Annotated in this window: 24 protein-coding genes; 5 read left to right on the top strand and 19 right to left on the bottom strand. The window is 65.5% G+C overall.

What is annotated here, in order from left to right:
* Positions 1-40 precede the first annotated feature (40 nt).
* A complete protein-coding gene (gene glmS, locus DXK93_RS09125; RefSeq protein WP_054455423.1) occupies positions 41-1,873 on the bottom strand; it encodes a glutamine--fructose-6-phosphate transaminase (isomerizing) in 1,833 nt (610 codons plus the stop codon).
* A gap of 152 nt (positions 1,874-2,025) precedes the next feature.
* On the opposite strand from glmS, the gene DXK93_RS09120 reads away from it, so the two are divergent.
* Positions 2,026-2,514: an Lrp/AsnC family transcriptional regulator gene (locus DXK93_RS09120; RefSeq protein WP_119449873.1), complete on the top strand. Its 489-nt coding sequence runs from the start codon at positions 2,026-2,028 to the stop codon at positions 2,512-2,514.
* 11 nt (positions 2,515-2,525) lie between these two features.
* Here the strand turns inward: DXK93_RS09120 and DXK93_RS09115 are convergent, their stop codons facing one another.
* From DXK93_RS09115 to DXK93_RS09090, 6 genes are all read right to left on the bottom strand, one after another.
* Positions 2,526-3,584, bottom strand: a complete 1,059-nt coding sequence (locus DXK93_RS09115) for a glycosyltransferase family 4 protein (RefSeq protein ID WP_054455428.1) — start codon at positions 3,582-3,584, stop codon at positions 2,526-2,528.
* Positions 3,581-4,903, bottom strand: a complete 1,323-nt coding sequence (locus DXK93_RS09110; protein ID WP_054455429.1) for a UDP-glucose/GDP-mannose dehydrogenase family protein — start codon at positions 4,901-4,903, stop codon at positions 3,581-3,583. Before DXK93_RS09110 ends, DXK93_RS09115 begins: the two co-directional genes overlap by 4 nt.
* A 125-nt stretch (positions 4,904-5,028) precedes the next feature.
* On the bottom strand, positions 5,029-6,441 hold the full coding sequence (locus DXK93_RS09105; RefSeq protein WP_119449872.1) for an MFS transporter: 1,413 nt from the start codon (positions 6,439-6,441) through the stop codon (positions 5,029-5,031).
* Positions 6,414-7,787 carry a bifunctional UDP-N-acetylglucosamine diphosphorylase/glucosamine-1-phosphate N-acetyltransferase GlmU gene (glmU, locus tag DXK93_RS09100; protein ID WP_119449871.1) on the bottom strand — a complete coding sequence of 458 codons (1,374 nt, stop codon included), beginning with the start codon at positions 7,785-7,787 and terminating at the stop codon, positions 6,414-6,416. The genes DXK93_RS09105 and glmU overlap by 28 nt, the downstream gene beginning before the upstream one ends.
* A gap of 75 nt (positions 7,788-7,862) precedes the next feature.
* On the bottom strand, positions 7,863-8,624 hold the full coding sequence (locus DXK93_RS09095; protein WP_054455435.1) for a PhaM family polyhydroxyalkanoate granule multifunctional regulatory protein: 762 nt from the start codon (positions 8,622-8,624) through the stop codon (positions 7,863-7,865).
* A 40-nt stretch (positions 8,625-8,664) separates the two neighbouring features.
* The gene (locus tag DXK93_RS09090) at positions 8,665-9,342 is read right to left on the bottom strand and encodes a glycine zipper 2TM domain-containing protein (protein ID WP_119449870.1); all 678 of its coding nucleotides are present in this window, start codon (positions 9,340-9,342) and stop codon (positions 8,665-8,667) included.
* 131 nt (positions 9,343-9,473) lie between these two features.
* On the opposite strand from DXK93_RS09090, the gene DXK93_RS09085 reads away from it, so the two are divergent.
* Positions 9,474-9,692: a DUF3717 domain-containing protein gene (locus DXK93_RS09085; RefSeq protein ID WP_054455439.1), complete on the top strand. Its 219-nt coding sequence runs from the start codon at positions 9,474-9,476 to the stop codon at positions 9,690-9,692.
* A gap of 18 nt (positions 9,693-9,710) precedes the next feature.
* Here the strand turns inward: DXK93_RS09085 and DXK93_RS09080 are convergent, their stop codons facing one another.
* From DXK93_RS09080 to DXK93_RS09060, 5 genes are all read right to left on the bottom strand, one after another.
* Entirely contained in the window at positions 9,711-10,316 is a 606-nt protein-coding gene (locus DXK93_RS09080) for an SCO family protein (protein WP_119449869.1), read from the bottom strand.
* 17 nt (positions 10,317-10,333) lie between these two features.
* Positions 10,334-11,227 (bottom strand): heme o synthase, encoded by an 894-nt coding sequence (gene cyoE / locus DXK93_RS09075; RefSeq protein WP_054455442.1) that lies wholly within the window; start codon positions 11,225-11,227, stop codon positions 10,334-10,336.
* A 13-nt stretch (positions 11,228-11,240) separates the two neighbouring features.
* Positions 11,241-12,275: a heme A synthase gene (locus DXK93_RS09070; RefSeq protein ID WP_054455925.1), complete on the bottom strand. Its 1,035-nt coding sequence runs from the start codon at positions 12,273-12,275 to the stop codon at positions 11,241-11,243.
* Positions 12,276-12,346: 71 nt separating this feature from the next.
* Positions 12,347-12,928 (bottom strand): hypothetical protein, encoded by a 582-nt coding sequence (locus tag DXK93_RS09065; RefSeq protein WP_054455444.1) that lies wholly within the window; start codon positions 12,926-12,928, stop codon positions 12,347-12,349.
* A 90-nt stretch (positions 12,929-13,018) separates the two neighbouring features.
* Positions 13,019-13,825, bottom strand: coding sequence for an SURF1 family protein (locus tag DXK93_RS09060; RefSeq protein WP_054455446.1), 807 nt, complete (start codon positions 13,823-13,825; stop codon positions 13,019-13,021).
* Between the two features lie 39 nt (positions 13,826-13,864).
* On the opposite strand from DXK93_RS09060, the gene DXK93_RS09055 reads away from it, so the two are divergent.
* Positions 13,865-14,065, top strand: coding sequence for a twin transmembrane helix small protein (locus DXK93_RS09055; RefSeq protein ID WP_006224570.1), 201 nt, complete (start codon positions 13,865-13,867; stop codon positions 14,063-14,065).
* A 101-nt stretch (positions 14,066-14,166) separates the two neighbouring features.
* Here DXK93_RS09055 and DXK93_RS09050 read toward each other — a convergent pair whose 3' ends face one another.
* The 5 genes from DXK93_RS09050 to coxB all read right to left on the bottom strand — a co-directional run bounded on the left by DXK93_RS09050 (position 14,167) and on the right by coxB (position 18,341).
* Positions 14,167-15,042, bottom strand: a complete 876-nt coding sequence (locus tag DXK93_RS09050; protein WP_042795688.1) for a cytochrome c oxidase subunit 3 — start codon at positions 15,040-15,042, stop codon at positions 14,167-14,169.
* 38 nt (positions 15,043-15,080) lie between these two features.
* Positions 15,081-15,305: a DUF2970 domain-containing protein gene (locus DXK93_RS09045; RefSeq protein WP_013390978.1), complete on the bottom strand. Its 225-nt coding sequence runs from the start codon at positions 15,303-15,305 to the stop codon at positions 15,081-15,083.
* A gap of 9 nt (positions 15,306-15,314) precedes the next feature.
* Entirely contained in the window at positions 15,315-15,440 is a 126-nt protein-coding gene (locus tag DXK93_RS32295) for a cytochrome oxidase small assembly protein (RefSeq protein ID WP_013390977.1), read from the bottom strand.
* A 31-nt stretch (positions 15,441-15,471) separates the two neighbouring features.
* Positions 15,472-17,079 (bottom strand): cytochrome c oxidase subunit I, encoded by a 1,608-nt coding sequence (gene ctaD, locus DXK93_RS09040; RefSeq protein ID WP_119449868.1) that lies wholly within the window; start codon positions 17,077-17,079, stop codon positions 15,472-15,474.
* 104 nt (positions 17,080-17,183) lie between these two features.
* Positions 17,184-18,341, bottom strand: coding sequence for a cytochrome c oxidase subunit II (coxB, locus tag DXK93_RS09035; RefSeq protein WP_054455449.1), 1,158 nt, complete (start codon positions 18,339-18,341; stop codon positions 17,184-17,186).
* A 288-nt stretch (positions 18,342-18,629) separates the two neighbouring features.
* On the opposite strand from coxB, the gene DXK93_RS09030 reads away from it, so the two are divergent.
* Positions 18,630-19,442 (top strand): NUDIX hydrolase family protein, encoded by an 813-nt coding sequence (locus tag DXK93_RS09030; RefSeq protein ID WP_054455451.1) that lies wholly within the window; start codon positions 18,630-18,632, stop codon positions 19,440-19,442.
* Positions 19,443-19,484: 42 nt separating this feature from the next.
* On the opposite strand, the gene DXK93_RS09025 is transcribed toward DXK93_RS09030, so the two are convergent.
* Positions 19,485-22,199, bottom strand: a complete 2,715-nt coding sequence (locus DXK93_RS09025; RefSeq protein ID WP_119449867.1) for a cation:proton antiporter — start codon at positions 22,197-22,199, stop codon at positions 19,485-19,487.
* Between the two features lie 184 nt (positions 22,200-22,383).
* Here DXK93_RS09025 and cpdA point away from each other — a divergent pair, with 184 nt between their 5' ends.
* Complete coding sequence (gene cpdA, locus DXK93_RS09020) at positions 22,384-23,223, top strand: 3',5'-cyclic-AMP phosphodiesterase (RefSeq protein WP_054455455.1); 840 nt, start codon at positions 22,384-22,386, stop codon at positions 23,221-23,223.
* Between the two features lie 343 nt (positions 23,224-23,566).
* On the opposite strand, the gene rpoH is transcribed toward cpdA, so the two are convergent.
* Positions 23,567-24,451: an RNA polymerase sigma factor RpoH gene (gene rpoH / locus DXK93_RS09015; protein WP_054455457.1), complete on the bottom strand. Its 885-nt coding sequence runs from the start codon at positions 24,449-24,451 to the stop codon at positions 23,567-23,569.
* Positions 24,452-24,656 lie beyond the last annotated feature (205 nt).

The following is a 24,656-nucleotide window of genomic DNA, read 5'->3' as shown; positions in this document are numbered from 1 at the left end:
GGGTGGGCTTTTTGCTCGATATGGCAGCGACGGTCCGGCCTTACTCCACCGTCACGCTCTTGGCCAGATTACGCGGCTTGTCCACGTCCGTGCCTCGCGCGCACGCCGTGTGGTACGACAGCAGCTGCAGCGGGATGGTGTGCAGGATGGGCGAAAGCTTGCCGTAGTGCTCGGGCATGCGGATCACGTGCATGCCTTCGGCGCTCTGGATCTTGCTGTCGGCATCGGCGAAGACATACAGCTCGCCGCCGCGCGCGCGCACTTCCTGCATGTTGGACTTCAGCTTTTCCAGCAGTTCGTCCTTGGGCGCGATGGTGACCACGGGCATGTGCTCGGTCACCAGGGCCAGCGGGCCGTGCTTGAGTTCGCCGGCCGGGTAGGCTTCGGCGTGGATGTAGCTGATTTCCTTGAGCTTGAGCGCGCCTTCCAGGGCGATCGGGTAGTGCATGCCGCGGCCCAGGAACAGGGCGTTTTCCTTGGAGGCGAAGCGGTCGGCCCAGGCCATGATCTGGGGCTCCAGGGCCAGCACCGAGCCGATGGCCACGGGCAGGTGGCGCAGCGCCTTCAGGTGTTCGGCTTCCTGCTCTTCGGTCAGATGGCCGCGCACCTGGGCCAATGCCAGGGTCAGCAGGAACAGCGCGGTGAGCTGGGTGGTGAAGGCCTTGGTGGAAGCCACGCCGATCTCGACGCCGGCCCGCGTGATGTACGACAGCTTGCACTCGCGCACCATGGCGCTGGTGGACACGTTGCAGATGGTCAGCGTGTTTTCCATGCCCAGCGAGCGCGCATGCTTGAGCGCGGCCAGGGTGTCGGCGGTTTCGCCGGACTGCGAGATCGTGACCACCAACGAGCGCGGGTTGGGCACGCTGTCGCGATAGCGGTATTCGCTGGCGATTTCCACGGCCACGGGGATCTTGGCGATGGACTCGATCCAGTACTTGGCGGTCAGGCCCGCGTAGTAGCTGGTACCGCAGGCCAGGATCAGCAGGGAATCGACGTCCTTGAAGATCTTGTAGGCCTGGTCGCCGAAGAGTTCGGGCGTGATGGCTTCGATGTCCTGCAGCGTGTCGCCCACGGCGCGCGGCTGCTCGAAGATTTCCTTCTGCATGTAGTGGCGGTAAGGGCCGAGTTCGGCCGCGCCGGTATGCACGTGCACGGTGTGGACTTCGCGGTCCACGTTCTTGCCGTTGGCGTCCACGATCCAGACGCGCGAGAGCTGCAGGTCGACGACGTCGCCGTCTTCCAGGTAGATGATCTGGTCGGTGGTGCCGGCCAGGGCCAGCGCGTCGGAAGCCAGGAAGTTCTCGTTCTGGCCCACGCCCACGACCAGCGGCGAGCCTTGGCGCGCGCCGACCACGCGGTGCGGCTCGTCGCGGCAGAACACGGCGATGGCGTAGGCGCCATGCAGGCGGCGCACGGCGTTCTGCACGGCTTCGAACAGGTCGCCGGCATACAGGTGGTTGACCAGGTGCGCGATCACTTCGGTATCGGTCTGGCTTTCGAAGACATAGCCCACGGCCTGCAGCTCGGCGCGCAGTTCGTCGTGGTTCTCGATGATGCCGTTGTGGACCAGCGCGATGCGCGGCTCGTCGTTGCCCAGGCGCGAGAAGTGCGGGTGGGCATTGTGCGTGGCCGGCACGCCGTGGGTAGCCCAGCGGGTGTGGGCGATGCCGGTGAAGCCGCTGACCTTGTCCTGCGCAACCTGTTCGGCCAATTCGGCCACGCGTTGCGTGCTGCGCGTGCGGCGCAGATGGCCGTCGGCGTAGACGGCGACGCCGCAGGAGTCGTAGCCGCGGTACTCAAGGCGCTTGAGGCCTTCAACGAGGATCGGGGTGATGTCGCGCTGGGCGACGGCGCCAACAATGCCGCACATAGGAGAGTGCTCCGGTAAGTTCGTGTACCGACGCATTGTGCTCGTCCCCGCAAGAAATTTGATTTCTTTATGCAGTAAAAAATGGAAGTTAATTCCCTTACATGATTGTGATTAAATAATATTTCTTCTAGATCATTTTTTTGAAATTAATCATGCAAAACGCACAGATTTCCCTGCCAGAGCTGGATGATCTGGACCGGCGCATTCTTGAACAGTTACAAGAAGACAGCTCGCTGACCAACCAAGAGCTGGCGCAACGCGTGCATGCCTCGCCTCCGACCTGCCTGCGGCGGGTGCGGCGGCTGGTGGATGAAGGGGTGATAGACAGGCAGGTGGCCATCCTGGCGGCGGAAAAGCTGGGCAGCACGCTGACCGCCATCGTCGAGATCACGCTGGACGTGCAGGCGGCTGAGAGCCTGGACGCGTTCGAGCAAAGCATGCTGGCCGAGTCCGCGGTGCTGCAGTGCTACCGGGTATCGCCCGGGCCGGATTTCGTGGTGATCGCGCAGGTGAAGGACATGCCGGCCTATCACGCGCTGGTGCACCGCGCTTTCACCGCGCAGGCCAACGTGCGCAATGTGCGCACGTTCTTCTCGGTGCATCGCGCCAAGTTCGAGACCCGGATAGACCTGCGGACCTGAGGCAGGTCGGATCAGCGGCGGGCGATCAGGCGCTCGAACTGCGCCAGGTAGCGGTTGCCCATCTTCTGCACGTCGTGCTCGTCTCGCACGTAGGCATAGGCGCGCTCGGTGACTTCCTGGCGGAAGGCCGCGTCGTCCAGGCAGCGCGCCATGCCCTGCGCCATGGCCTGGAAATCACCCACGGCGCACAGCACGCCGCGTCCGTCGGCCAGGCTTTCCTTCAGGCCGCCAGCATCGGTGGACACCACCGGCACGCGTTGCAGGAAAGCATCCAGCACGCTGCTGCCCAGGGCCTCTTCCTCGGAGCTCATGACGAACACGTCGAGGATGCTGTAGAAATCTTCCACGCCCTTGCGAAAGCCGGCGAAGCGATAGACGTCCTCGATGCCGAGCTTGCGCGCCTCATCCTTGGCCTGCTGCTCGCGGTCGCCGCCGGCGCCGAAGTGCAGGAACACGAAGTCGCGGCGCGTCTTGGCCAATTCGGCCACGGCGCGCACCAGCGTGACCGGGTCCTTGTCGCGGATCAGCGCGGCCGACGTGGCCATGACCTTCCTGCCGGCCAGATCGAATTCCCGCACCAGCTGGGCGACATTCTCGGTGTCGATCTGGTGCGGCTCGACGGCGCTGCGGATGATGACGGGCTCGATCCCCAGGCGGCGCGGCTCGCCGGCGGCCATCTCGCTGATCGCCACGAACAGGTCGGCGTGGCGCCACTTGAAGCCGGTCTTCCATTCGTCGCCGGGTTTGACCACGAAGGACGTGCGGCGGGAAAACGCCACCGGCCGGCGGTGCAGCCATTTGGTGAGGACCGCCCAGGTGATGGTGTTGGCGGTCTGGGCATGAACTATGTCGTAGCGGCCGGCGCCGGCCAGGAAGGCCAGCTGCCCCGGCACGTTGCGGCAGGTATGGGCCACGAAGCCCTCCTGGCGCGCGCGCTCGGCCAAGGGCGCGCCTTCGCGGCACATCACTTCGACGTCGTGGCCAGCCTTGCGGAATGCGCGCATGCAGTACAGCGTCTGCCGTTCGCCGCCGCGCCAGCCCTTCTCGAAGTTCAGCTGCAGGATCTTCATGCGCGGCCGATGCCCGAGTACTCGAAGCCCAGGCCGCGCACGTCCGCGGGCGTGTAGAGATTGCGGCCGTCGATGATAAGCGGAGTCTTGAGCAGGGCTTTGACGCGATCGAAGTCGGGCGCGCGGAAGACCTTCCATTCGGTCGCGATCAGGAGCGCATCGGCGCCGTCCAGCGCGTCGTACATGTCGGTGGCGAAGCTGATGCCGGGCTTGCCGGCCAGCGCGCGCGCGGCCTCGTGCATGGCGACGGGGTCATAGGCGCGCACCTCGGCGCCGCGGCGCGTCAGTTCGGCGATGACAGTCAAGCTGGGCGCTTCGCGCATGTCATCGGTGTTGGGCTTGAAGGACAGGCCCCACAGCGCGATCTTGCGGCCCTTGAGGTCTTCGCCGAAACGCGCCACCAGTTTTTCGGACAGGCGGAATTTCTGCGCGTGGTTGGCAGCCTCGGCGGCCTCGATGACGCGCATGGGCAAGGCGTTCTCGGCGGCTGTGTTGACCAGCGCCTGCACGTCCTTGGGGAAGCAGGAGCCGCCGTAGCCCGCGCCGGGATACAGGAAGTGATAGCCGATGCGCGGGTCGGCGCCGATGCCGCGGCGCACTTGTTCGATATCCGCGCCCAGGGCTTCAGCCAGGTTCGCCATTTCGTTCATGAAGGAAATGCGCGTGGCCAGCATGGCGTTGGCGGCGTACTTGGTCAGCTCGGCCGAACGCACGTCCATCACCATCAGGCGGTCGTGGGTGCGCTGGAAGGGCTCGTAGATGCGGCGCATGACGCCGATGGTGTAGTCGTCGTCCGCGCCGACCACGACCCGGTCCGGGCTCATGAAGTCGTTGATGGCGGCGCCTTCCTTCAGGAACTCGGGATTGGACGCCACGCTGAAGGGGATGTCCACACCGCGTGCGGCCAATTCACGCGCCACGACATCGCGCACCTTGTCGGCCGTGCCCACCGGCACGGTGGACTTGTCCACGATGAGCTTGCGAGACGTCATGTGGCGAGCGATGTTCTGGGCGGCGGCCAGCACGTATTTCAGGTCGGCCGAACCGTCCTCGCCGGGCGGGGTGCCGACGGCGATGAACTGCACGTCGCCGAAAGCCACGCTCTGCGCAACGTCGTCGGTGAAATGCAGGCGGCCCGCCTGCACGTTGCGGCGCACCAGGTCTTCGAGGCCCGGCTCATAGATGGGAATGCCGCCCTGGCGCAAGAGGGCGATCTTCGCCGCGTCCACGTCCAGACACATGACGTCGTTGCCCATGTCGGCCAGGCACGCCCCCGACACCAACCCCACGTAACCGGTACCCACGACCGTGATCTTCATGCCTGAACGCCTTCAAAATAGGTAATCGTTGCGCCAGATGACTCAATCCGGCGCTGGCCGTCATTATAGAAGCGGCCCGGGGCCCAAGCCCGCCGGCGCCACAATGGCGGCCTCGCGGGACCGTCCTAGGGCCGCAACTTGCTGAAGCGAACCGTATTGACCACCACCGCCAGCCCGGCGCAGATGGTCCCCAGCACCAGCGCCAGGCCAGGGCCATGGGCCAGGCTGATGCTGAACGCGATCGCGACCAGCGCCGTGCCGAAGCTCTGGCCGAAGACCCGGGTGGTGGCCTGCAGGCCGCCCGCCGCGCCGCTGCGCGAACGGGGCGCGGCCGACAGCATGGCGCGGTTGTTGGGCGTCTGGAAGAAGCCGAAGCCCATCCCCGCCACGAACATGCCCGCGATGATGGGCCAGTTCGACACCGTGGCCGGCAGCGCCGCCAGCCACAGCATGCCGACCACCATCGCCGCCGCGCCCATGCCGCTGAGCGTGGCGGCCGAATAGCGGTCGGACAGCCGCCCCGCGAGCGGGGCGATGATGGCGGTGCCCACGGGCCAGGCGCCCATCAGCATGCCCACTTCCAGATACGGCCGCCCCAGCACCTGCTGGAAATAGAACGGCAGGGACACGTAGGACGCCATCTGCGCGGCGAAGGTGCAGGCCGAGGCGCCTACCGCAAAGGCCAGCGGACGGATGCGCAGCAGATCCACCGGCACCAGCGGCGCTGGCTGCTTGCCCACGCGCCGCACCAGAACCAGGCCGATGACCGTGGCGATCGCCACCAGGCCGATACCGCGCAGCAGGTCCATGCCCATCATGTCCACGCCCGAAATGAAGACGCCCAGGGTCAGCATGCACAGCAGCGCGCTGATCCAGTCCAGCTTCACGTTGTTGCGCGGTACTTCCGGTAGATGCCGCAGGCCCAGCATCGTCAGCGCGCAGATCGGCAGGTTGACGGCGAAGATCCAGGGCCAGGGCGCCACCGACAGGATGGCCGAACCGATGGTCGGTCCCAGCACCGACATGATGGCCACGGTGGTGGCGTTGATGCTGATGCCGCGTCCCAACAGCTTCAACGGGTAGATGTTGCGCACCAGTCCGCCGAACATGCACATGAGCGACGCCGCGCCTATGCCCTGGAACACCCGCGCCGCGGTCAGCTGCCACAGCGTGCCGGCCAGGGCGCAGCCCAGCGAGGCCAGGGTGAACAGCATCAGGCCGAAGGTGAACATGCGGCGAAAGCCGATGCGCTCGGCCAGCGCCGACAAGGGCAGCAGCATCATCACCACCGCCAGGTTGTAGGCGTTCACGATCCAGACCGCCTGGGCCGGCGACGCGTTGAGGTCGACGGCGATCGTGGGCAGCGCCACGTTGGCGATGGTGGTGTCCAGAACCGACAGGCTGATGCCTGTCATCACGGTGGCCGCCGCCCAGTAACGGCGCGGCGTCGGCAGGCCGTCGGGCGGCGCGGGCTTGGCGCCGTTGGCCGGCGCCTCTCCGCTCTGCCCCGTCACGATTTCTTGACCGGGCGCTGCCATCCGTCGACGGTGACCTGCTTGGCGCGCGACACCGTCAGTTTCTCGGCCGGCGCGTCGCGGGTCAGGGTGGTGCCTGCGCCCAGCGTGGCGCCGCGGCCGACGCGCACCGGCGCCACCAGTTGCGTGTCCGAGCCGATGAAGGCGTCGTCCTCGATGACGGTGCGGTGCTTGTTCACGCCGTCATAGTTGCAGGTGATGGTGCCCGCGCCCACGTTCACGCGCGCGCCGATATCGGCGTCGCCGATGTAGGCCAGGTGGTTGGCCTTGCTGTCCTCGCCCAGCACGCTCTTCTTGATCTCGACGAAGTTGCCGACGTGGCTGCGGTCGCCGAGTTCGGCGCCCGGACGCAGACGGGCGTAGGGGCCGACGCGCGCATCGCGGCCGACCTGCGCCTGCTGCAGATGGCTATAGGCCTCGATGTGCGTGCCCGGGCCAACGCTGACGTCGCGCAGCACGCAGTGCGGGCCCACGCGCACGCCGTCGGCCAGCGACACCTGGCCTTCGAACACGCAGCCCACGTCGATGAACACGTCGCGTCCGCAGGTGAGCGAGCCGCGCACGTCAAAGCGCGCGGGGTCGGCCAGCGTGACGCCGGCTTCCAGCTGGCGGCGAGCCTGCTCGGCCTGCCAGCGGCGCTCCAGTTCGGCCTGCTGCACGCGGCTGTTCACGCCCAGCGTTTCCCAGGACGCACCGGGCTGGGCCGCGCCCACCGGCACGCCGTCGACCACCGCCAGGCCGACCACGTCGGTCAGGTAGTACTCGCCCTGGGCGTTGTTGTTATCGATGCGGGACAGCCAGTCCTTCAGCTTCGCGGTCGGCGCGCTGAGGATGCCGGTGTTCACTTCCTTGATCTCGCGCTCGGCGTCCGAGGCGTCCTTGTGTTCAACGATGCGGCACACGTTGCCGCTGGCGTCGCGCACGATGCGGCCGTAGCCGGTGGAATCCGCCAGCACCTCGGTCAGCACGGCGGCGCCAGCGCCGCGCGCGTCCAACAGGCGCTGCAGGGTCTCGGGCTGCACCAGCGGCACGTCGCCGTACAGCACCAGGGTCACATCGTCCTTGCCATCGCCTTCAAGCAGCAGCGGCACGGCCTGCTGCACGGCGTGGCCGGTGCCTTGCTGCGGCTGCTGCAACACGAAGTGCAGGTCCGCCTGGCCTTCGTAGGCCTGTTTGACGCGGTCCGCACCGTGGCCGACCACAACGATGATGCGCGCCGGCTTCAGTTGGCGCGCGCTGTCCAGCACGTGGCCCAGCATCGGCTTGCCAGCCAGCGTGTGCAGAACTTTGGGGAGATCGGACTGCATGCGTTTACCCAGTCCGGCGGCAAGAATTACTACGTTAAGCATAGGTTCCAGTATGTTGAGTGGCGGTCGAGAGGCCTTGCGGCCGTCTCGCCCGACGATTTAAAGAGAGGACCGACGCTAGTTGGCGTCCGGTCCGGTTTTCTTGGCGGCCTTGCGGGGCGCGGCGGACTTGCGGGCCGCCGGTTTGGACGCCTTGGCTGCGGGCGCGGCCGCGGCCTTGGATTCGCCCGACTTGGGCTTGGCCGCGGCATCGGCGCCGGCAGCGGCAGGCGCGGCCGGCATGGAAGCCGCAGTGGCAGCGGCGATCTGGTTGAACTGCTGCTGCAGCAGGTCCCACCAGGCCTTGGAAGCGGATTGCGCCGCGGCGCCCATTTGTTCGCTCATGCCCGGCGCGGCGGATTGCTGCTGCCCTGCGGGCTCTTCGCCCTTGGCCTTGCCGCTTTCGGCGGCAGGGCTGGAGGCCGTCGTCTTGGCCGCGGACTTGGGGCCGGGCTTCAAGCCCAACACGACTTCCAGCGGCGAAGCCGCGCCGCTGTCCTGGAAGGCGCCCATGTCCAGATTGGCGGCGCTGTCCACGAAGGCGCGCAGCGTGCTGATGGTGGAGCGTTGGACTTCCATGCCCTGGATCGTGCTGGACAGCATGGACAGGTTCATGCGCAGCCAGTTTTCCACGGAGCGGAGTTCCGCGATGCGGCGGTCCAGGTCTTCCAGGTTCATCGGGGGAGCCATGGGCAGGCTGCTGGCCAGGCCTCCAGGTCCGGTCAGGCCCGCCCAGGCCTGGCGCATCATTTCCATGCTGGCCAGGAGCGGGTTGCCCGACAGGTCGGAATGCTGGCCCATGCCGGGCAGAACGAACGGGTTCGTGTGTTGGTCGCTCATTCCTGGTCTCCCCTAAGACAGATGTCGCCGGCAGGCGGGATCATCCGCGCAGCAGCTGATTGTTCTCCACGCGCACATGATCGCCCGACGCAAAAGCGAACGGCTGCGCGCTGCGGAATTGGCGCGTGCTGCCGTCATTCATGCGCACCGTGAGTTCATAGTGCGTCACCGTTTGTTGCTGTCTGATATTACGCTCAACTTCACGGCCTGCCAAAGCGCCGCCCACCGCGCCCAGCACGGTCAGGGCCGTCTTGCCGCTGCCGCCGCCGAACTGGTTGCCCACGACGCCGCCGACCACGCCGCCGCCGATGGTGCCGATGAGGTGGTCGCTATTGTCCTTGACGGGTACCTGCACTTGTCGGACCGATTCCACCACGCCGCAGGTGGCGCAGGCTTGCGGCGCTGGCGATTGGGGCGCGGGGCGTTGGGCGGGAGCCGGCGCCTGGGCCTGAGCCTGGGGACGCGGCGCAGCGGACGCCTGCGCCCCTTGCGCGGGCGCGGGCGGCACGGCGGCCTGCGGCGCGGGCGCCAGGTTGGCGTCTTCGGGACCGGCCTCGGCCACGGGTTCGTCGGCATGCGGGTTGGCCGAAGGCGAGGGCAGCCAGCCCATCACGGCGGCCACGCCCACCGTACACATGACGATGACGGCGATCGCCGCGGCAGCGACCAGGGGATGGATGGCGCGGCGCGCAGATTCAATTTTGGCGGATGTATTCATGACGATGCTCCATCGTTACTAACCGGCAGTGGTATAGCACCCAGGCACGGTTTCGGCGTGTTGCGATGGTGACGCTTCTTTGCAGGACGCGGGCCGGTGGACAGCCATTCCCATTCGTGGACAATAGGCGGATGGATCCCATTACCCTGCCCCAGCTCGAACAGGCCATCAACTACTGGCGCAATATTTCGCCCTCGGTGGGCGACGAATCCCGCCTGTGTCCCGAGGCTGCCGCGCTGGCCACCCCTTACGCGCTCATGATCATGGCGCACCGGCGCGAGATCCCTGCCGCAGAACTGAGCGAGCCGGCCCGCGCCGCGCTTGCCGGCTGGGCCGCCGCCGGCAAGTAAGCCAGCACGGCCGCCTGATCAGCCCTTGAGCAGGGCCTTGATATCCTGCGTCAGGGCTTCCACCCCGATGTTGTTGTTGGCCAGCACGCGCGATTCGCCCTTGCCGTCCAGCAGGTAGAACGCGGCCGTGTGGTCCATGGTGTAGCTGCCGTCCTTGGTCGGCGCCTTGGCGTAATAGGCCTTGAAGGATGCGGCGGCCTTCTTTACCTGGTCCGGCGTGCCGGTCAGCCCCAGGAAGCGCGGATCGAAGGCGGTGACGTACTGCTTGAGGACCTCGGGCGTATCGCGCTCGGGATCCACCGAAATCAGCAGCACCTGGACGCGGTCGGCGTCCGGCCCCAGCTTCTTCATGACTTCGGTCAGCTCGGCCAGCGAGGTCGGGCACACGTCCGGACACTGCGTGAAGCCAAAGAACACGACCACCACCTTGCCGGCGAAATCGGACAGCTGGCGCGTCTTGCCGTTGTAATCGACCAGCTCCATGCCGCGACCCAATTGGGTGCCGCTGATGTCGCTGCCCTTGAATACGGGCGCGCTGTCGCCGCAGGCGGCCAGGGCGGCGGTGAAAGCAGCGGCTGCGCCCAGGCGCAGGACCAGCCGGCGGCTGGTGGAAAACACGGACATCGACAACCTCCAGGGGATCAGCGCAGCAGGCCGACCCAGTGGTCCACCAGCAGGGCGCCGAACAGCAGCGCCAGGTAGAGAATGGAAAAACGGAACATGCTGCGCGCCAGCTCGTCGCTGTAGGCGCGATAGAGCCGCCATGCATAGGAAACGAACATGCCGCCCAGCACCAGCGCGGACACCAGGTAGAGTTCGCCGCTCATGCGGATGGCATAGGGCAACAGCGTGGTGGCGACCAGCGCCACGCTGTACAAGAGGATGTGCAGGCGCGTGAACTGGTTGCCGTGTGTGACCGGCAGCATCGGCAGCCCGGCCTTGGCGTAATCGTGGTTGCGGTAAAGCGCCAGCGCCCAGAAGTGCGGCGGCGTCCAGATGAAGATGATCAGCACCAGGATCCAGGCCTCGGCCGGCACCGAATCCGCCACGGTCGCCCAACCGAGCGCGGGCGGCATGGCGCCCGACAGGCCGCCAATGACGATGTTCTGCGGCGTACGCGGCTTCAGGATGACGGTATAGATGACGGCGTAACCCACGAAGGTGGCGAAGGTCAGCCACATGGTCAGCGGGTTGACCAGGTGATACAGCACGAACATGCCGGCGCCGCCCAGCAGGCCGGACATGCTCAGCACCTGGAAAGCCGAAATCGTGCCGCGCGCCGTGCCGCGGCGCGCGGTACGCAGCATGCGGGCGTCGATTTCCTGTTCGATCAGGCAATTGATGGCGAAAGCGGCTGCGGCCAGCAGCCAGATGCCCAGGGTGCCGAACAGCACGCGGCGCATGTCCGGAATGCCGGGCGCCGCCAGGAACATGCCGATCACGGCGCAAAACACCGCCAACTGCGTCACACGCGGCTTGGTAAGGACGAAATACTGGCGGAACAATCCGGGCTGGGGAGCGGCAATACTGGTCATAGTGGGCCCTATTTTAAACGCGCACCGAATTGGGGCCGTAGCCCCCGGCGGGCGCACGTCCAGCTGTGGACAAACGCACCATCAACACCACCGCGGCCAGGGTCAGGCCGGCGGCGCCTCCATTGTGCAGCACCGCGATCAACAGCGGCCACTGGAAAAAGATCGTGGTCAAGCCGGTCAGCAGCTGCGCGCCCAGCAGCGCCAGCATCAGCGTGGCCGGTCCGCGCAGGCCGGGCTCGGCGCGCAGGCGCCAGGCCAGTATGCCCAGGTACAGGAACACCACGAAGGCAAAATTGCGGTGGACCCAGTGGATCGCGGTCAGCGCCGGCTGGGAAATCATCTCGCCCGATGGCAATTCGCCCAAGGCCCGGATGATCGAATAGCCGCCATGGAAATCCATTTCCGGCACCCAGGCTCCGTGGCACATGGGGAAATCCATGCAGGCCAGCGCGGCGTAATTGGTGCTGACCCAACCGCCCAGGGTCACCTGCACCAGCAGCAGCGCAAACCCCCCGGCCACCCAGGGTTTCCAGCGTGCGGCCGCAGCCGCCACGGCCAGGTGCGGACGCTCGCGCGCCGACAGCCAGGTCATCAGCGCCAGCACCGACAGGCCGAACACCAGGTGCGCGGTCACGACGACGGGCATCAGCTTGTGGGTCACGGTCCAGGCGCCGAACGCGCCCTGCACGCAAACCGCAATCAGCGTCACGACGGCCAACTTGGGCGAACGGCCCAGCTGGCCGCGGTAACGCCACGCCATGTAGACGATGCCGATGATCAGCATGCCCAGGATGGTGCCGACATAGCGGTGGATCATTTCGATCCAGGCCTTGGACAAGGTGACCGGGCCGAAAGGCATGGCCTGCGATGCCTCGTGGATGTCGCCCATCGCGCCCAGCGGCGTCACGCTGCCGTAGCAGCCGGGCCAATCGGGGCAACCCAGGCCGGAATCCGTCAACCGCACGAAAGCGCCGAACATGATGAGGTCCAGCGTCAGGAACCAGGTAAAGAAAACAAGCTTGCGATAACGCGCTTTGATGCGTTCGATTTCCATAAACATCCAATCTGCAACGCCGCGCGCGATGCGCGCGACGCATTGAAACCATGCCAGCCCGAGGCTCAGCCTATTCTCGAGCTGTAGACCAGCTTGCTGATGTCCTTGCGCACCTTCACGCCATCGGCCTCGGCAGGGTACTGCATCATCAGGTTACCCAGCGGGTCGATCACCCAGATCGGCGCCTCCAGCCCGGGCTGGCCCGCCGCAGTATCGCGCGCCAGCAGGAACCGCGCCAATTGGTCTGGATTGGCGCGCACCATGACCGTGCCCTTGTAGGCTTCCAGCACCTTGTCCGGCACGGGCGCATCGTCGGTGATGAACCAGACGCGCGCCAGCCGGTCGACGTTCTTGCCCTGGCTGGCATGGCTGTTGCGCGCGATGAAGAGCTTGCGGGCGCAGCTTTCCGGGCAGGCGCCGCCATCGGCGGCCACCAGCAACCATTTGCCCTTCAGGCTCTGCAGGTCGAAGGGCTGGCCGTCCAGCGTGGTCAGGCGCAACTCCGCGGCCGCGGGCATGGGCCGCTGCGGATTCAGGAGCGCGCCGTAATTGCTGGACTCATCGGGCCACCATTGCGGATTCATGTAGACCACGACCGCCGCGACGATGGGTGCGAGCGAGCACAGGAACACCAGCAGCATCGGCATCAGGGAGCGCTTGCGTGCGGGCTTGGTAGAGGAAAGGTCGCGAGCCACTTTGTATCCTGTCGTCTTGCGGGTTAAGAGTCGGCGTCCCGGTCAGGCGCCGGGCGCGTTCTGCGCGCGCCGCATGCGCCGGATGGCGCCCCCCAGCACCACCAGCCATGCGACGGCGGCAATCGAGGCAAAAGCAAACCACTGTACGGCATAGGACGTGTTCTGCTGAAAGTCCACGGACGGCTGCGGCCAGTCGCGCACCAGGCCATCGTCCGCGTTGCCCGCGGCCTGCGACAGCACCGTGGGCAGCAGGGCCAGGCCGGTGGATTTGGCGTATGCGTCCAGCGGCAGGTTCTGCACCTGCGGCAAGACGCCGCCCGCCACGGGCAGCGAGGCCGGCAAGGCGGACTGCTCCGACCCTCCCAGCGACCAGATCTCGAACAGACGCGGCACGCGAGGCGACAGCTCGCCCGTCACCGTCTGCGGCCCTTCGGGCGTGACGGGCAGCGGCGGCTGCGAGGGGCCCTGGCCCTGAACCCCCATGACGCGCGGAATCCAGCCGCGCAGCACCAGTACGGCGCGGCGCGCATCGGCGTCCAGCAGCAGCGGCGTGGCCAGCCAATAGCCGGGCTTGCCGTCATGGTTGCGGTTGTCCAGCAGTACACTGAATTGCGGCAGCCAGACCCCGGTAGCCTGGGCCGAACGCCAGGCAGTCATATCGGCGGGGTCGGTAGCCGGGCTCAAGGGCAGCGGCGCTTGCTTGCGGCCCGCTTCGATAGCGGCCAGAATGGCGCGTCGCTCATCGCCGCGGCGCAATTGCCATTGCCCCAGCGATGCCAGGATGACCACGGCGGCACCCAGCAACAGCAAGGCGGCTACCGTGTATCGGGTTGAATGCGGTCGGGCCATATTTCTACAATAACTACTCTGATTCGTCCGGAGACCACCATGCGCGTTTTCGTCGTCCTGGCCTTTATCGGGATTCTGGCCAGCCTGGCATCGGCCCTGGTCTACCTGATGCGGGACAAGGGAACCACCAGCCGAACGGTCAACGCGCTGACGGTGCGCATCGGATTATCGGTGGCCCTGTTCCTGTTCGTGCTGTTCGCCCATCACATGGGCTGGATCGAAAGCACAGGCCTTAGATAGGCATACGGGCCGCGGGTTCCCGCAAGTGCACGATCGCAGATGAGTAAAACGCGCCAGTTCTCGCACAAGAACTGGCGCGCTTCATTGGTTCCGCGTAACGATCAGAACCAGTACACGAACAGGTACAGGCCCAGCCACACCACGTCCACGAAGTGCCAGTACCAGGCGGCGCCTTCGAAACCGAAGTGATGGTCGGCCGTGAAATGCCCGCGGATCAGGCGGATCAGAATGACCGTCAGCATGGTGGCGCCCAGCAGCACGTGGAAGCCGTGGAAGCCCGTCAGCATGTAGAACAGCGACCCGTAGGCGCCCGAATTGAACTTCAGGTTCAGTTCGGTATAGGCGTGGTGGTATTCGTAAGCCTGACAGGCCACGAAGACGAAGCCCAGGACCACGGTGGCCAGCAGCCAGAAGATGGTCTTGCCGCGATGGTTTTCGCGCAGTGCATGGTGGGCAATGGTCAGCGTGACGCCGGAGCTCAGCAGCAGCGCCGTGTTGATGGTGGGCAGCCAGAACGGACCGACGGTCTGGAAGTGCTCGACCACGCCCGCAGGACCGAAGTTCGGCCACACGGCCTGGAAGTCGGGCCACAGCATCAGGCGGTGGTCCATGTCGCCCAGCCACGGCGTGGTGATGGTGCGCGTGTACCAGAGGGCGCCGAAGAACGCCGCGAAGAACATGACTTCCGAGAAGATGAACCAGCTCATGCCCCAACGGTAGGAACCGTCGATGCGCTTGCTGTTCAGGCCGATCTCGGATTCGTGGATGGCGTCGCCAAACCAGTAGTACAACACCACGATCAAACCGATGAAGCCCGCCAGCAGGGTCCACTTGGCCCAGCTGACGCCGTTGATCCAGGCCGCGGCGCTCAGGCCCATGAACAGCAGCGCCACAGCCGTACGCACGGGATGACCCGAGTCGGCGGGCACGAAGTAATACGGTGCCTCTTTACCTTGAACCGAGTGGCTTGCACTCATGGCTTTCTCCCTGGTACAGATTTATAGAATTAAGTGATTCAAGTCAGGCTGGAAACGGCCCAACGCACAATTAATACCAGCACAGTAACGAAGATAGCCGCTGCCAGCAGCCCCGCCACGATCACATGGACCGGATTGAGCTTGGCGACGTCTTCCCGATGGCCCGCCCCCTTGCGCACGCCGAAGAACCCCCACGCCACCGCCTTCATCGTCTGAAGGAAACTCAGCTTGCGCTGCGAGGTTTCGCGCAGGTCGTCGCTCATGGCCCGCGCCTAACTGACAGCGACGCCCGACAGCAGGGCCGAGCCGCGCAGCACGGTCCAGGCAAACACGGCAATGACGAATGCCAGCAGGACCAGACCTGCGATCTTGTTGCGGCGGCGCTGCTCGGGTGTCATTGCTGTGCTACCTGAAACATGAAAGGCTGCCTTACTTCACTTCGGGCGGAGTTTCGAACGTATGGAACGGCGCCGGCGACGGCACGGTCCATTCCAGGCCTTCGGCGCCTTCCCACGGCTTGGCCGCGGCGGGTTCGCCCTTGCCCATGTAGCAACGCACCATCGCCCACAGGAAGATCAGCTGCGACAGGCCGAACCAGAATGCGCCGATGGTGGCCATCTGGTGGAACGTCGTGAACTGACCGGCGTAGTCGGCGTAGCGGCGCGGCATGCCTGCCAGGCCCAGGAAGTGCATCGGGAAGAAAGTGACGTTGAACGAGATCAGCGTCGACCAGAAGTGCAGCTTGCCCAGCTTTTCGCTGTACATGCGGCCCGTCCACTTGGGCACCCAGTAGTAGGCGCCGGCGAAGAGAGCAAACAACGAGCCCGCCACCAGCACGTAGTGGAAGTGCGCGACCACGTAGTAGGTGTCGTGGACCTGGATGTCGATCGGGGCCACCGACAGGATCAGGCCGGTGAAACCGCCCATGGTGAACACGAAGATGAAGCCGATCGAGAACAGCATGGGGGGCTCGAACGTCATGGAGCCGCGCCACATGGTGGCGACCCAGTTGAACACCTTCACCCCGGTCGGGATGGAGATGAGCATGGTGGCGTACATGAAGTAGAGCTGACCCGTGACCGGCATGCCGGTGGTGAACATGTGGTGCGCCCACACGATGAAGGACAGCACGGCGATGGAAGCCGTCGCGTAAACCATCGAGGCGTAGCCAAACAGCTTCTTGCGGGCGAACGCGGGCACGATGGCCGACACGATACCGAACGCCGGCAAGATCATGATGTAGACCTCGGGGTGCCCGAAGAACCAGAACACGTGCTGGTACAGCACCGGGTCGCCGCCGGCGGCCGCGTTGAAGAAGCCCGTGCCGAAATGACGGTCGGTCAGCACCATGGTGATGGCAGCGGCCAGCACCGGCATCACGGCCAGCAGCAGGAAGGCGGTGATCAGCCAGGTCCAGCAGAACAGCGGCATCTTCATCAGCGTCAGGCCGGGCGCGCGCATGTTCAGGATGGTGACGATGATGTTGATCGCGCCCATGATGGACGAGGCGCCCATGATGTGCAGCGCGAAGATCGCCAGGTCCATGCCGGGGCCCATCTGCAGCGACAGCGGCGCGTACAGCGTCCAGCCGGCCGCGGTGGCGCCGCCGGGCACGAAGAACGAGGCGGTCAGCATGATCGCGGCCACCGGCAGCAGCCAGAAGCTGAAGTTGTTCATGCGGGCGAACGCCATGTCGGAGGCGCCGATCTGCATCGGGATCATCCAGTTGGCGAAGCCCACGAAGGCCGGCATGACCGCGCCGAATACCATGACGAGGCCGTGCATGGTGGTGAACTGGTTGAAGAGTTCGGGGCGGAAGAACTGCAGGCCCGGCTCGAAGAGCTCGGTGCGCAGCAGCAATGCCAGCGTGCCGCCTTCCAGCAGCATGACAAACGAGAAGATGAGATACATCGTCCCGATGTCTTTGTGGTTCGTGGCGAAAAGCCAGCGGCGCCAGCCGGTGGGGATGGCGTGGTGGTGGTCATCGTGACCGTGGCCGTGGCCCGGCGACACGTGGTCTACAGTGACGCTGCTCATGATGGACTCCTTCCTGCTGAGTGCCGGGCCCGATCGACGGGGCCGGCAGGGTATCTCTAACTAAACGGAACCGGTTCTGCGAGGGTGTGCCGAGGCGCGCGCAATCAGCGCGCAGCCTGCACGTCCTTCGGTAGAACCGTCGGGTCCTGCCCCTTGCCTGCATTGCTCCAGGCATGGCGCGTATAGCTGATGACCGCTGCGATTTCGACATCGTTGAGCTGCCCGCCGAATGCCGCCATCGCGGTGCCGGGCTTGCCCTTCAGCACGGTGTTGATCTGTTCGGCCTTCGGGCCCAGAACAACCTTGTCTCCGTCGAGCGGGGGGAAACTGCCCGGGATGCCCTTGCCGTTGGCCTGGTGACAGGCAACGCAATTCGCCGCGAAAACCTTTTCGCCGCGGGCAACCAGTTCGGCTTCCGTCCACTCTTTATTTGGATCGTCGGCGTTTGCCGCCATCTTCTTCTTTTGGTCTTCAACCCACTTGTCGTAGTCGGCCTGCGCCATGACTTCCACGACGATGGGCATGAACGCGTGATCCTTGCCGCACAGTTCCGCGCACTGGCCGCGGTAGATACCGGGCTTGTCGGCGTTGAACCAGGTGTCGCGCAGGAAGCCGGGGATGGCGTCCTGCTTCACGCCGAAGTCCGGAATCATCCACGAGTGGATGACGTCGGCTGCGGTCAGCACGATGCGGACCTTCTTGTTCGCCGGGACGACCAGATGATTGTCCACTTCCATCAGGTAGAACTCGCCCTTGGGTTCGCGGTTCTCGATCTGAGCGCGCGGGGTCGAGAGCGTGGAGAGGAACTTGATGCCGGTGGCCGAGCCGTCGAGGTACTCGTAGCCCCACTTCCATTGGTAGCCGGTGACCTTCACGGTGAGGTCGGCGCTGGAAGTGTCTTTCATCGCAACCACCGTCTTGGTGGCCGGCAGCGCCATGGCGATGACGATGATGAACGGGATGACGGTCCAGGCGACTTCCACGCCCAGATGTTCATGGAAGGTCGCGGCCTTGTGGCCACGCGATTTGCGGTGCGCCCAGATGGAGTAGAACATCACTCCGAAGACGCCGATGAAGATCACGATACAGATCGTGAGCAGCATCCAATGCAACCACATGATGTCGCGCGAAATTGCCGTGACACCTTCATGCAGGTTGAGCTGATTGACCTTCGGGCCGCCGGGCATGTCTTGCACCTGAGCACCTGCCACGCTGCCAATCAGCATCGCACAAGCCCCCAGTATCCCTCTCCACTTCTTCATGCTTACCTCGAAACACGGCGCGAAGGTCCGTTCGCTAGTGGCGGAAGTCGCCGGAACCGGGCAACGCGCAATTATTAGATGGTAGGGCGTGACGGGGAGATAGAGCGGCCCCTGTCGTTCCCACTCGAAATCACAAAGAAACTGGCGGATTATAGCGGACGCGCAAACAGATGTAAGTTAGTGCCCTTGAATTCATCCGGCCCGCCCCCATCTGGCCGCGCCCCTTGACCACGCGCCGTAAACAGGGTGGCATAAAATCGTCGGCAACATCATCACCACGGTTTCACGATGCCCAAGCAGTTGTCCGACTTGTACGCCGACCTGCGCGCCCGCGCGCAAGAGCCCGCCCCGGAAGGCGCGCGCGCTTTATATATAGCGGGGCGTCGCTGCGGCTGGGCCACGCATGCGGCGTGCGATGCATTGCGCGATGCGCCCGGCATCGCAACGGACGGCGCGAGCCTGCGCATCGGCGCGGACCTGCAGCCCGGCGCAAACCTGAACGGCGTGCTTGAACAGGCCGCGCAACTGTTGCGCCAAGCCAACTGCCTACGCGGCTGGCGCGACGAATTGCTGGATGTTCTGGACGGCGACGAGCCGCTGGGCGTGATCGAACGCGCGGCGGTGCGGCCGCTGGGCCTGCTCACCAAGGCCGTGCATCTGAATGCGTGGACGCCGGACGGCCGCCTGTGGGTCGCGCGCCGCGCGCTCAGCAAATCCACCGATCCCGGTATGTGGGACACCTTGGTCGGCGGCCTGGCCGGCAGCCGCGAGGATCTGGAACTGGCGCTGGTGCGCGAATGCGGCGAAGAGGCGGGGCTGGACGCGCCCGACCTGACGCAACGTTCGCCCCTGCGCACCATTCTGCGTATCCACCGCCGCCTGCCCGAGGGCTATCAGGTCGAGGATGTCCTGACCAGCACCTGCGTGCTTGCGGCTGACGTGCGCCCCGCCAACCGGGACGGCGAGGTGATGGAGATCGCCACCATCGACGCGGCCACGGCCGTGCGCCAGGTGGCGGAAGGCGAATTCACGCTTGAAGCAGCGCTGGTGATCGTCGAAGACATCATGCAGCGCCGCGCGGCCGGCGAGATCCCGGCCTGAGCCTCGCGGTCCGAGGCTGCGCAGGCAGCCCCGACCCCTGAATCAACGTGGAACGATGCCCGGCTCGCCCAACGCCGGGTTGTCCGTGACGTTGCCGGCGAGATTCCCGGGGAGGTCGCTTGCAGGCGGCGCATCCGCCCCCGCGGCCTCGCGCGCCGCTTGGGTATCAGTGCCGGACGCCGCGCCCGCCGCTTCCGCGGCTTCGGCGGCCTGTGCCGGGCTGGGCGCCGAAGCCGGCGCGGGGACCGGTGCGAGCGCGGCATTGGCCTGCGAAAACTGCTTCCACACTTCGATCGCGCGCAGGCGTTGCTTGGCCACGACCTGGATGCGTTCGCGCAGATGCTCGTCGCGCGCCAGCAGGGCGTGGAAATCGCGCGAGGACAGCATCAGCAGCTTGCTGTAGCCCAGCGACGTCACCTCGGGCATCAGCTGCTCTTCACCGAGCAGGCCAAGTTCGCCGAAGAATTCGCCGCTGCCCAGTTCGATCATGGTGTTGTCCGGCAGATGCACTGCCACGGCGCCCGAGGCCACGAAACACATCTCTTCGCCATGGCGGCCCTTGGTCAGCACGCGCTGGTCCGGCAACGCCAGTCGCGGCTTGAGCAGCTTGCTGATGGCCCGCAAGGAATCGGCGGACAGGCCTTCGAACAGCGGCACGCGTTTGATCAGGTCGGCCGCGCTCATTTCGATGTCCAGCGGCGGGTGCTTGTCGATGTGGGCCCAGCGGCTCTTCAACTGCGCCATCAGGTCGGCGTAGACCTCGCCGCTGATCAGGAACTGCTCAAGCATGTCGCGGTAACGGATGCGCTCCATTTCGCGGGCCACGCGGCCCAGGTAGCTTTCCTGCAGCCACTGGGCGTAGGACGGATATTGCAGGTTCAGGGCCTGCATGGCGTTTTCGATCAGGTCCAGGCGGCGCTGGTGCAGGGACACGATGCGCTGCGTGGCTTCCTCGCCCAGCAGGGGGGTGATCTGTTCGCGCGCGAAGGCAATCAGGCGCTGCGCGACCGACCGCTTGCTCATCAGGTTGGCGAAGCGCTGGCCCAGTTCGCGCGCCAGCCAGCCCTGGAAGCCGAACAGGTAATGCAGGCGCAAGGCCAGCCGGAAACCGGTGGAATAGCGCACGTCGGCGACGATGGCGCGCTCAAAGCCCGGAATGCCCCCCAGCCGGATCGCGTCCTCCAGCCGTTCGGCCCGCGCCAGCAGGGTTTCGGCCATGCGCCAGTCCACGATCTGCGCCTTCAGGATGTCGAAGAACATTTCCTCTTCGCGCTGCGCCACGATGGCCAGTCCCACCGCCACGCGCTGGTCGTCCGTCATCTGGCTGACCTGACCGTCGTGCACGCTGGTCAGGCTGGCGTCGAACACGGCGCGGATGCGGTCGCGGACCTCGGTGCCGATATGCTCGGTCTTGGCGACCTCTTCGGTCTTGCCCTGCAGATCTTCCAGCGCCACGGCCAGGGCCTGGTTGCGGATGGTGCGCTCCACCGGGGACAACTGGTTCAGGCCCAGCATGCGGATCAGCGGCCGCAGGCTGATGCCGTTGATGAACAAGGTCAGCAGCACGTAGCTGGTGGTGGCCACCGCGATGAACTGGCGCGCCTCTTCGGCCACCCCGGTCTGCTCCGTCACGGCCAGCGCCAGCGCCAGCGAGACGGCTCCGCGCAGGCCGCCCCACAGCATGACGACCTTATAAGGATTGCTGACCTTGGTCCCCAGCCGGGTCAGCCCCAGCAAGGGCAGCAGGCCGAAGACCACAATTGCGCGCGCCACCAGCGTGGCAACGAACACCACCGCCACCAGCGCCAGTTCCTGCCAGTCGGCGGCCGCCATCAGCTTGGGAATCAGCATGGCCGCGAACAGGAAGATCAGCGAGTTGGCCCAGAAGCCGAACTGCTCCCAGGCGCTGGACAAGTATTCGAACGTGGTGGGCGACATGCGCGTGCGGCCGGTGGAGCCCACCACCAGGCCGGCGATCACGGTCGCGACCACGCCCGACACGTTCAGGTAGTGCTCGGAAATAAAGAAGGACAGATAGGCCAGCGTCAGGGTCAGCGTGATTTCCGCGGTGGGAAAGCCGCGCAGCCAGGCGAACAGGAAGCAAGCCAGCCGGCCCATGGCGAAACCCGCCACGCCGCCGCCGATGAAGTGCACGATGAAGTCGTTGAAGATGCCGCTGGCGGTGAGTTCGCCATGGCCGCCCAGCACGGCCAACAGCACGGAGTACAAGGCAATGGAGGCCGCGTCGTTGAAGAGGCTTTCGCCTTCGACCAGCGTGGTCAGGCGCTTGGGCGCGCCCACTTCGCGGAAGATGCCCACCACCGCCACGGGGTCGGTGGTGGCGACGATGGCGCCCAGCAGCAGGCAGACCACCAACCCGTAGGGCGAAATGGCATCCAGCGTGACCCCGACCACCACGGTGCAGACGACCACGGCCACGATCGCCATCATGAGGATGGGGCCGATGTCGTCCATCAGGCGTCGCACGTTCATGGACAACGCGGTCTCGAACAGGAGCACCGGCAGGAACACCATCAGGAAGGTTTCGGACGAAATCTCGAAGCGTTCCAGCGAATCCAGGAAGTCACCGATCCAGCTGGGCGCCCAGCCGTGAACGTGCACGATGATGCCGAGCAGACAGCCGACAATGGCCAGCAGCACCGAATAGGGCAGCTTGAGGCGGCCGGCCAGGGGCGGCATGAAGCAGACCAGCGTCAGCAGACCTGCCAGGCCGAATACGAGAAAACCTACATCCATGTTCTGTGGGCGGAGCTTATGTGAAGTTCCACAAGAATAGCGGCTTTTTCCTCCGGGACCGGCGCAGGAACTGCCAGGAATCGAGGAGAATGCACGTTTCGTTACCCCAATGCGGACAAGCGATACGCGTCGCGCCATGTTTTTTGGGTAATGTGGAATCGCACAAACTTTGCAGGAGCGGCACTTGGCCCGGATCCATTCCCTGACCCGGCGCGACGATGCGCCCGCCATGCTGGTCCAGCTGACCGACAGCCATCTGTTTGGCGAACCTGAAACCTCGATGCTGGGCGTCAACACGGACGCCAGCCTGCGCGCGGTGCTGCGCCAGATCGAGGCGGACGGCAAGCACCCCGATCTGCTGCTGGCGACCGGCGACATGTCCCAGGACGGCGAGGCCGCGGCCTATCGCCGGCTGGCGCGCGTCCTGTCCGAGGCGCCCGCCCTGGCGCAGGCCAGCATCCGCTGCCTGCCAGGCAACCATGACCTGCCGGCCGTGATGCGCCAGGAACTGCCGCAATGGTCGGTTCCGGTGACGGACGTGGGCGCCTGGCGCGTGGTCGCGCTGGACACCACCGTGCCCGGTTCCAACGCCGGCCATCTGCCCGCGAGCCAGCTCGATCTGCTGGAGGCCGCGCTGGCCGAAGCTCCGGGCCGCCACACGCTGATCGCCATGCATCACAACCCCATGCAGATCGACAGCCACTGGCACGATTCGATGATGATCGACAACCCCCAGGCCCTGTTCAAGCTGTTGACGCGCTGGCCGCAGGTCCGCGTGCTGCTGTGGGGCCATGTGCACCACGAGTTCGACCGCCGCCGCCACAATCTGCGCATGCTGGCCACGCCCTCGACCTGCTTCCAGTTCAGCATCCGCGACGGCAAGCATGTGGTGGACAACATGGCGCCCGGCTACCGCTGGATCAAGCTGTACCAGGACGGTTCGATGGCAACGGGCGTGCGGCGCGTGCAGGACGCGCTGTGGCATGGCGCCAGGACGGCCGCGGACAACGCCCAGGCGGCCTAGCCAGGCCGCGCCTCTTGCTTCGTCAGCGCACGGCGTTTGCCGCTTGAGTCGACTGCAAGCGCGAACCGGACGCGCATAAAAAACGGGGCACCAGATATGCATGGTGCCCCGCAAGCATCCGTCTCATAGGGGAGGGGAAAGAGGAGAAGCCGAGACGGATGACAAGACTGCTAACCGAAGTTCGCGGTCTACATGAAGTTAGGCGGTGCGATCCTCATTAAGTTTCTCGCGCCGCGCAAAATTTCAGCCCAAATTTGTATCAATTTATTCATGCTCGGCCGCAGCCCACCAGAAAAGCAAAAGGGCCGCTGATAGCGGCCCTTCGCATGGTTCGGCAACCGCCTCAAGAGGCAAGATTGCCGCGCATCTTCTTCAGGGCGGCCGCTTCGATCTGGCGGATGCGCTCGGCCGACACGCCGAACTCCTGGGCCAGTTCGTGCAGCGTGGCGCCGCCGTCGTCCTGCAGCCAGCGGGCTTCGACGATGCGGCGCGAACGCGGATCCAGCGCTTGCAGCGCGTCGGTCAGGCCGGCGCTTTGCAACTGGTCGCGGGCGGCGCGTTCCAGCACCCGGGTGGGTTCCTGGCGGCCCTCGTCGGACAGGTAGGCGATGGGCGCGTAGCTGTCGTCGTCATCGTCCTGGTTTTCAAGCGACATGTCGCGGCCGGACAGGCGCACTTCCATTTCGCTCACGTCTTCGCGGCGCACGTTCAGTTCGCGCGCGATGTGGTCGACCTGTTCCGGATCCAGCGTCTGGCCGTCGGGGCGCATGCTGCGCAGGTTGAAGAACAGCTTGCGCTGGGCCTTGGTGGTCGCGACCTTCACCAGGCGCCAGTTGCGGATGATGTATTCGTGGATTTCAGCCTTGATCCAGTGCACGGCGAATGACACCAGGCGCACGCCGCGCTCGGGGTCGAAACGCTTGACGGCCTTCATCAGGCCGACGTTGCCTTCCTGGATGAGGTCGGCATGCGGCAATCCATAGCCCAGGTACTGGCGCGCCACCGACACCACCAGGCGCAGGTGCGACAGAATCAGTTCGCGCGCGGCGCCCAGGTCTTCCTGGTCGCGCAGGCGGCGGCCAAGCTCGGTTTCACGTTCCGCGGACAGGACCGGCAGGCGGTTGACCGAGGAGATATAAGCGTCGATCGTGCCAAGTGCGCCCGGATTGGCAATGGCCAACGCCAGGGCGTTGCCGGAAGCGGCCAACGAGGTACTGGGTTGCTTCATAGCGGGGGTCTCCGGATGGCGAAGGGATAACGACATGGATTCGATGTTAGCACTCTAGTATTGGGAGTGCTAATTCGACTATTGCGGCGCGTCAAAGTTTCATTCGTCGCATTATGTCCCCGTTTATTTTTTTAGAGTGGGGCGCCGCCGTGGGCAACCGAGCGCTGGCGGCAGATGGCCAGCCCCTGAATCCGGGCGCGGCCGC

Source organism: Achromobacter sp. K91 (assembly GCF_003576205.1).
In the GTDB taxonomy this organism is placed as follows: domain Bacteria; phylum Pseudomonadota; class Gammaproteobacteria; order Burkholderiales; family Burkholderiaceae_B; genus Achromobacter; species Achromobacter aegrifaciens.
This window is presented reverse-complemented; position numbering and strand designations above follow the sequence as displayed.

Coding starts and splice junctions, on each gene's coding strand:
- cyoE (WP_054455442.1), bottom strand. CDS start 11,227: ATGACCAGTATTGCCGCTCCCCAGCCCGGATTGTTCCGCCAGTATTTC.
- DXK93_RS09095 (WP_054455435.1), bottom strand. CDS start 8,624: ATGAGCGACCAACACACGAACCCGTTCGTTCTGCCCGGCATGGGCCAG.
- DXK93_RS09115 (WP_054455428.1), bottom strand. CDS start 3,584: ATGAAGATCCTGCAGCTGAACTTCGAGAAGGGCTGGCGCGGCGGCGAA.
- DXK93_RS32295 (WP_013390977.1), bottom strand. CDS start 15,440: ATGACACCCGAGCAGCGCCGCCGCAACAAGATCGCAGGTCTGGTCCTG.
- DXK93_RS09050 (WP_042795688.1), bottom strand. CDS start 15,042: ATGAGTGCAAGCCACTCGGTTCAAGGTAAAGAGGCACCGTATTACTTC.
- DXK93_RS09055 (WP_006224570.1), top strand. CDS start 13,865: ATGCGCGTTTTCGTCGTCCTGGCCTTTATCGGGATTCTGGCCAGCCTG.
- DXK93_RS09025 (WP_119449867.1), bottom strand. CDS start 22,199: ATGGATGTAGGTTTTCTCGTATTCGGCCTGGCAGGTCTGCTGACGCTG.
- glmS (WP_054455423.1), bottom strand. CDS start 1,873: ATGTGCGGCATTGTTGGCGCCGTCGCCCAGCGCGACATCACCCCGATC.
- DXK93_RS09045 (WP_013390978.1), bottom strand. CDS start 15,305: ATGAGCGACGACCTGCGCGAAACCTCGCAGCGCAAGCTGAGTTTCCTT.
- glmU (WP_119449871.1), bottom strand. CDS start 7,787: ATGCTTAACGTAGTAATTCTTGCCGCCGGACTGGGTAAACGCATGCAG.
- DXK93_RS09090 (WP_119449870.1), bottom strand. CDS start 9,342: ATGAATACATCCGCCAAAATTGAATCTGCGCGCCGCGCCATCCATCCC.
- DXK93_RS09085 (WP_054455439.1), top strand. CDS start 9,474: ATGGATCCCATTACCCTGCCCCAGCTCGAACAGGCCATCAACTACTGG.
- DXK93_RS09110 (WP_054455429.1), bottom strand. CDS start 4,903: ATGAAGATCACGGTCGTGGGTACCGGTTACGTGGGGTTGGTGTCGGGG.
- DXK93_RS09120 (WP_119449873.1), top strand. CDS start 2,026: ATGCAAAACGCACAGATTTCCCTGCCAGAGCTGGATGATCTGGACCGG.
- DXK93_RS09080 (WP_119449869.1), bottom strand. CDS start 10,316: ATGTCCGTGTTTTCCACCAGCCGCCGGCTGGTCCTGCGCCTGGGCGCA.
- rpoH (WP_054455457.1), bottom strand. CDS start 24,451: ATGAAGCAACCCAGTACCTCGTTGGCCGCTTCCGGCAACGCCCTGGCG.
- coxB (WP_054455449.1), bottom strand. CDS start 18,341: ATGAAGAAGTGGAGAGGGATACTGGGGGCTTGTGCGATGCTGATTGGC.
- DXK93_RS09105 (WP_119449872.1), bottom strand. CDS start 6,441: ATGGCAGCGCCCGGTCAAGAAATCGTGACGGGGCAGAGCGGAGAGGCG.
- DXK93_RS09060 (WP_054455446.1), bottom strand. CDS start 13,825: ATGGCCCGACCGCATTCAACCCGATACACGGTAGCCGCCTTGCTGTTG.
- DXK93_RS09065 (WP_054455444.1), bottom strand. CDS start 12,928: ATGCCGATGCTGCTGGTGTTCCTGTGCTCGCTCGCACCCATCGTCGCG.
- ctaD (WP_119449868.1), bottom strand. CDS start 17,079: ATGAGCAGCGTCACTGTAGACCACGTGTCGCCGGGCCACGGCCACGGT.
- DXK93_RS09030 (WP_054455451.1), top strand. CDS start 18,630: ATGCCCAAGCAGTTGTCCGACTTGTACGCCGACCTGCGCGCCCGCGCG.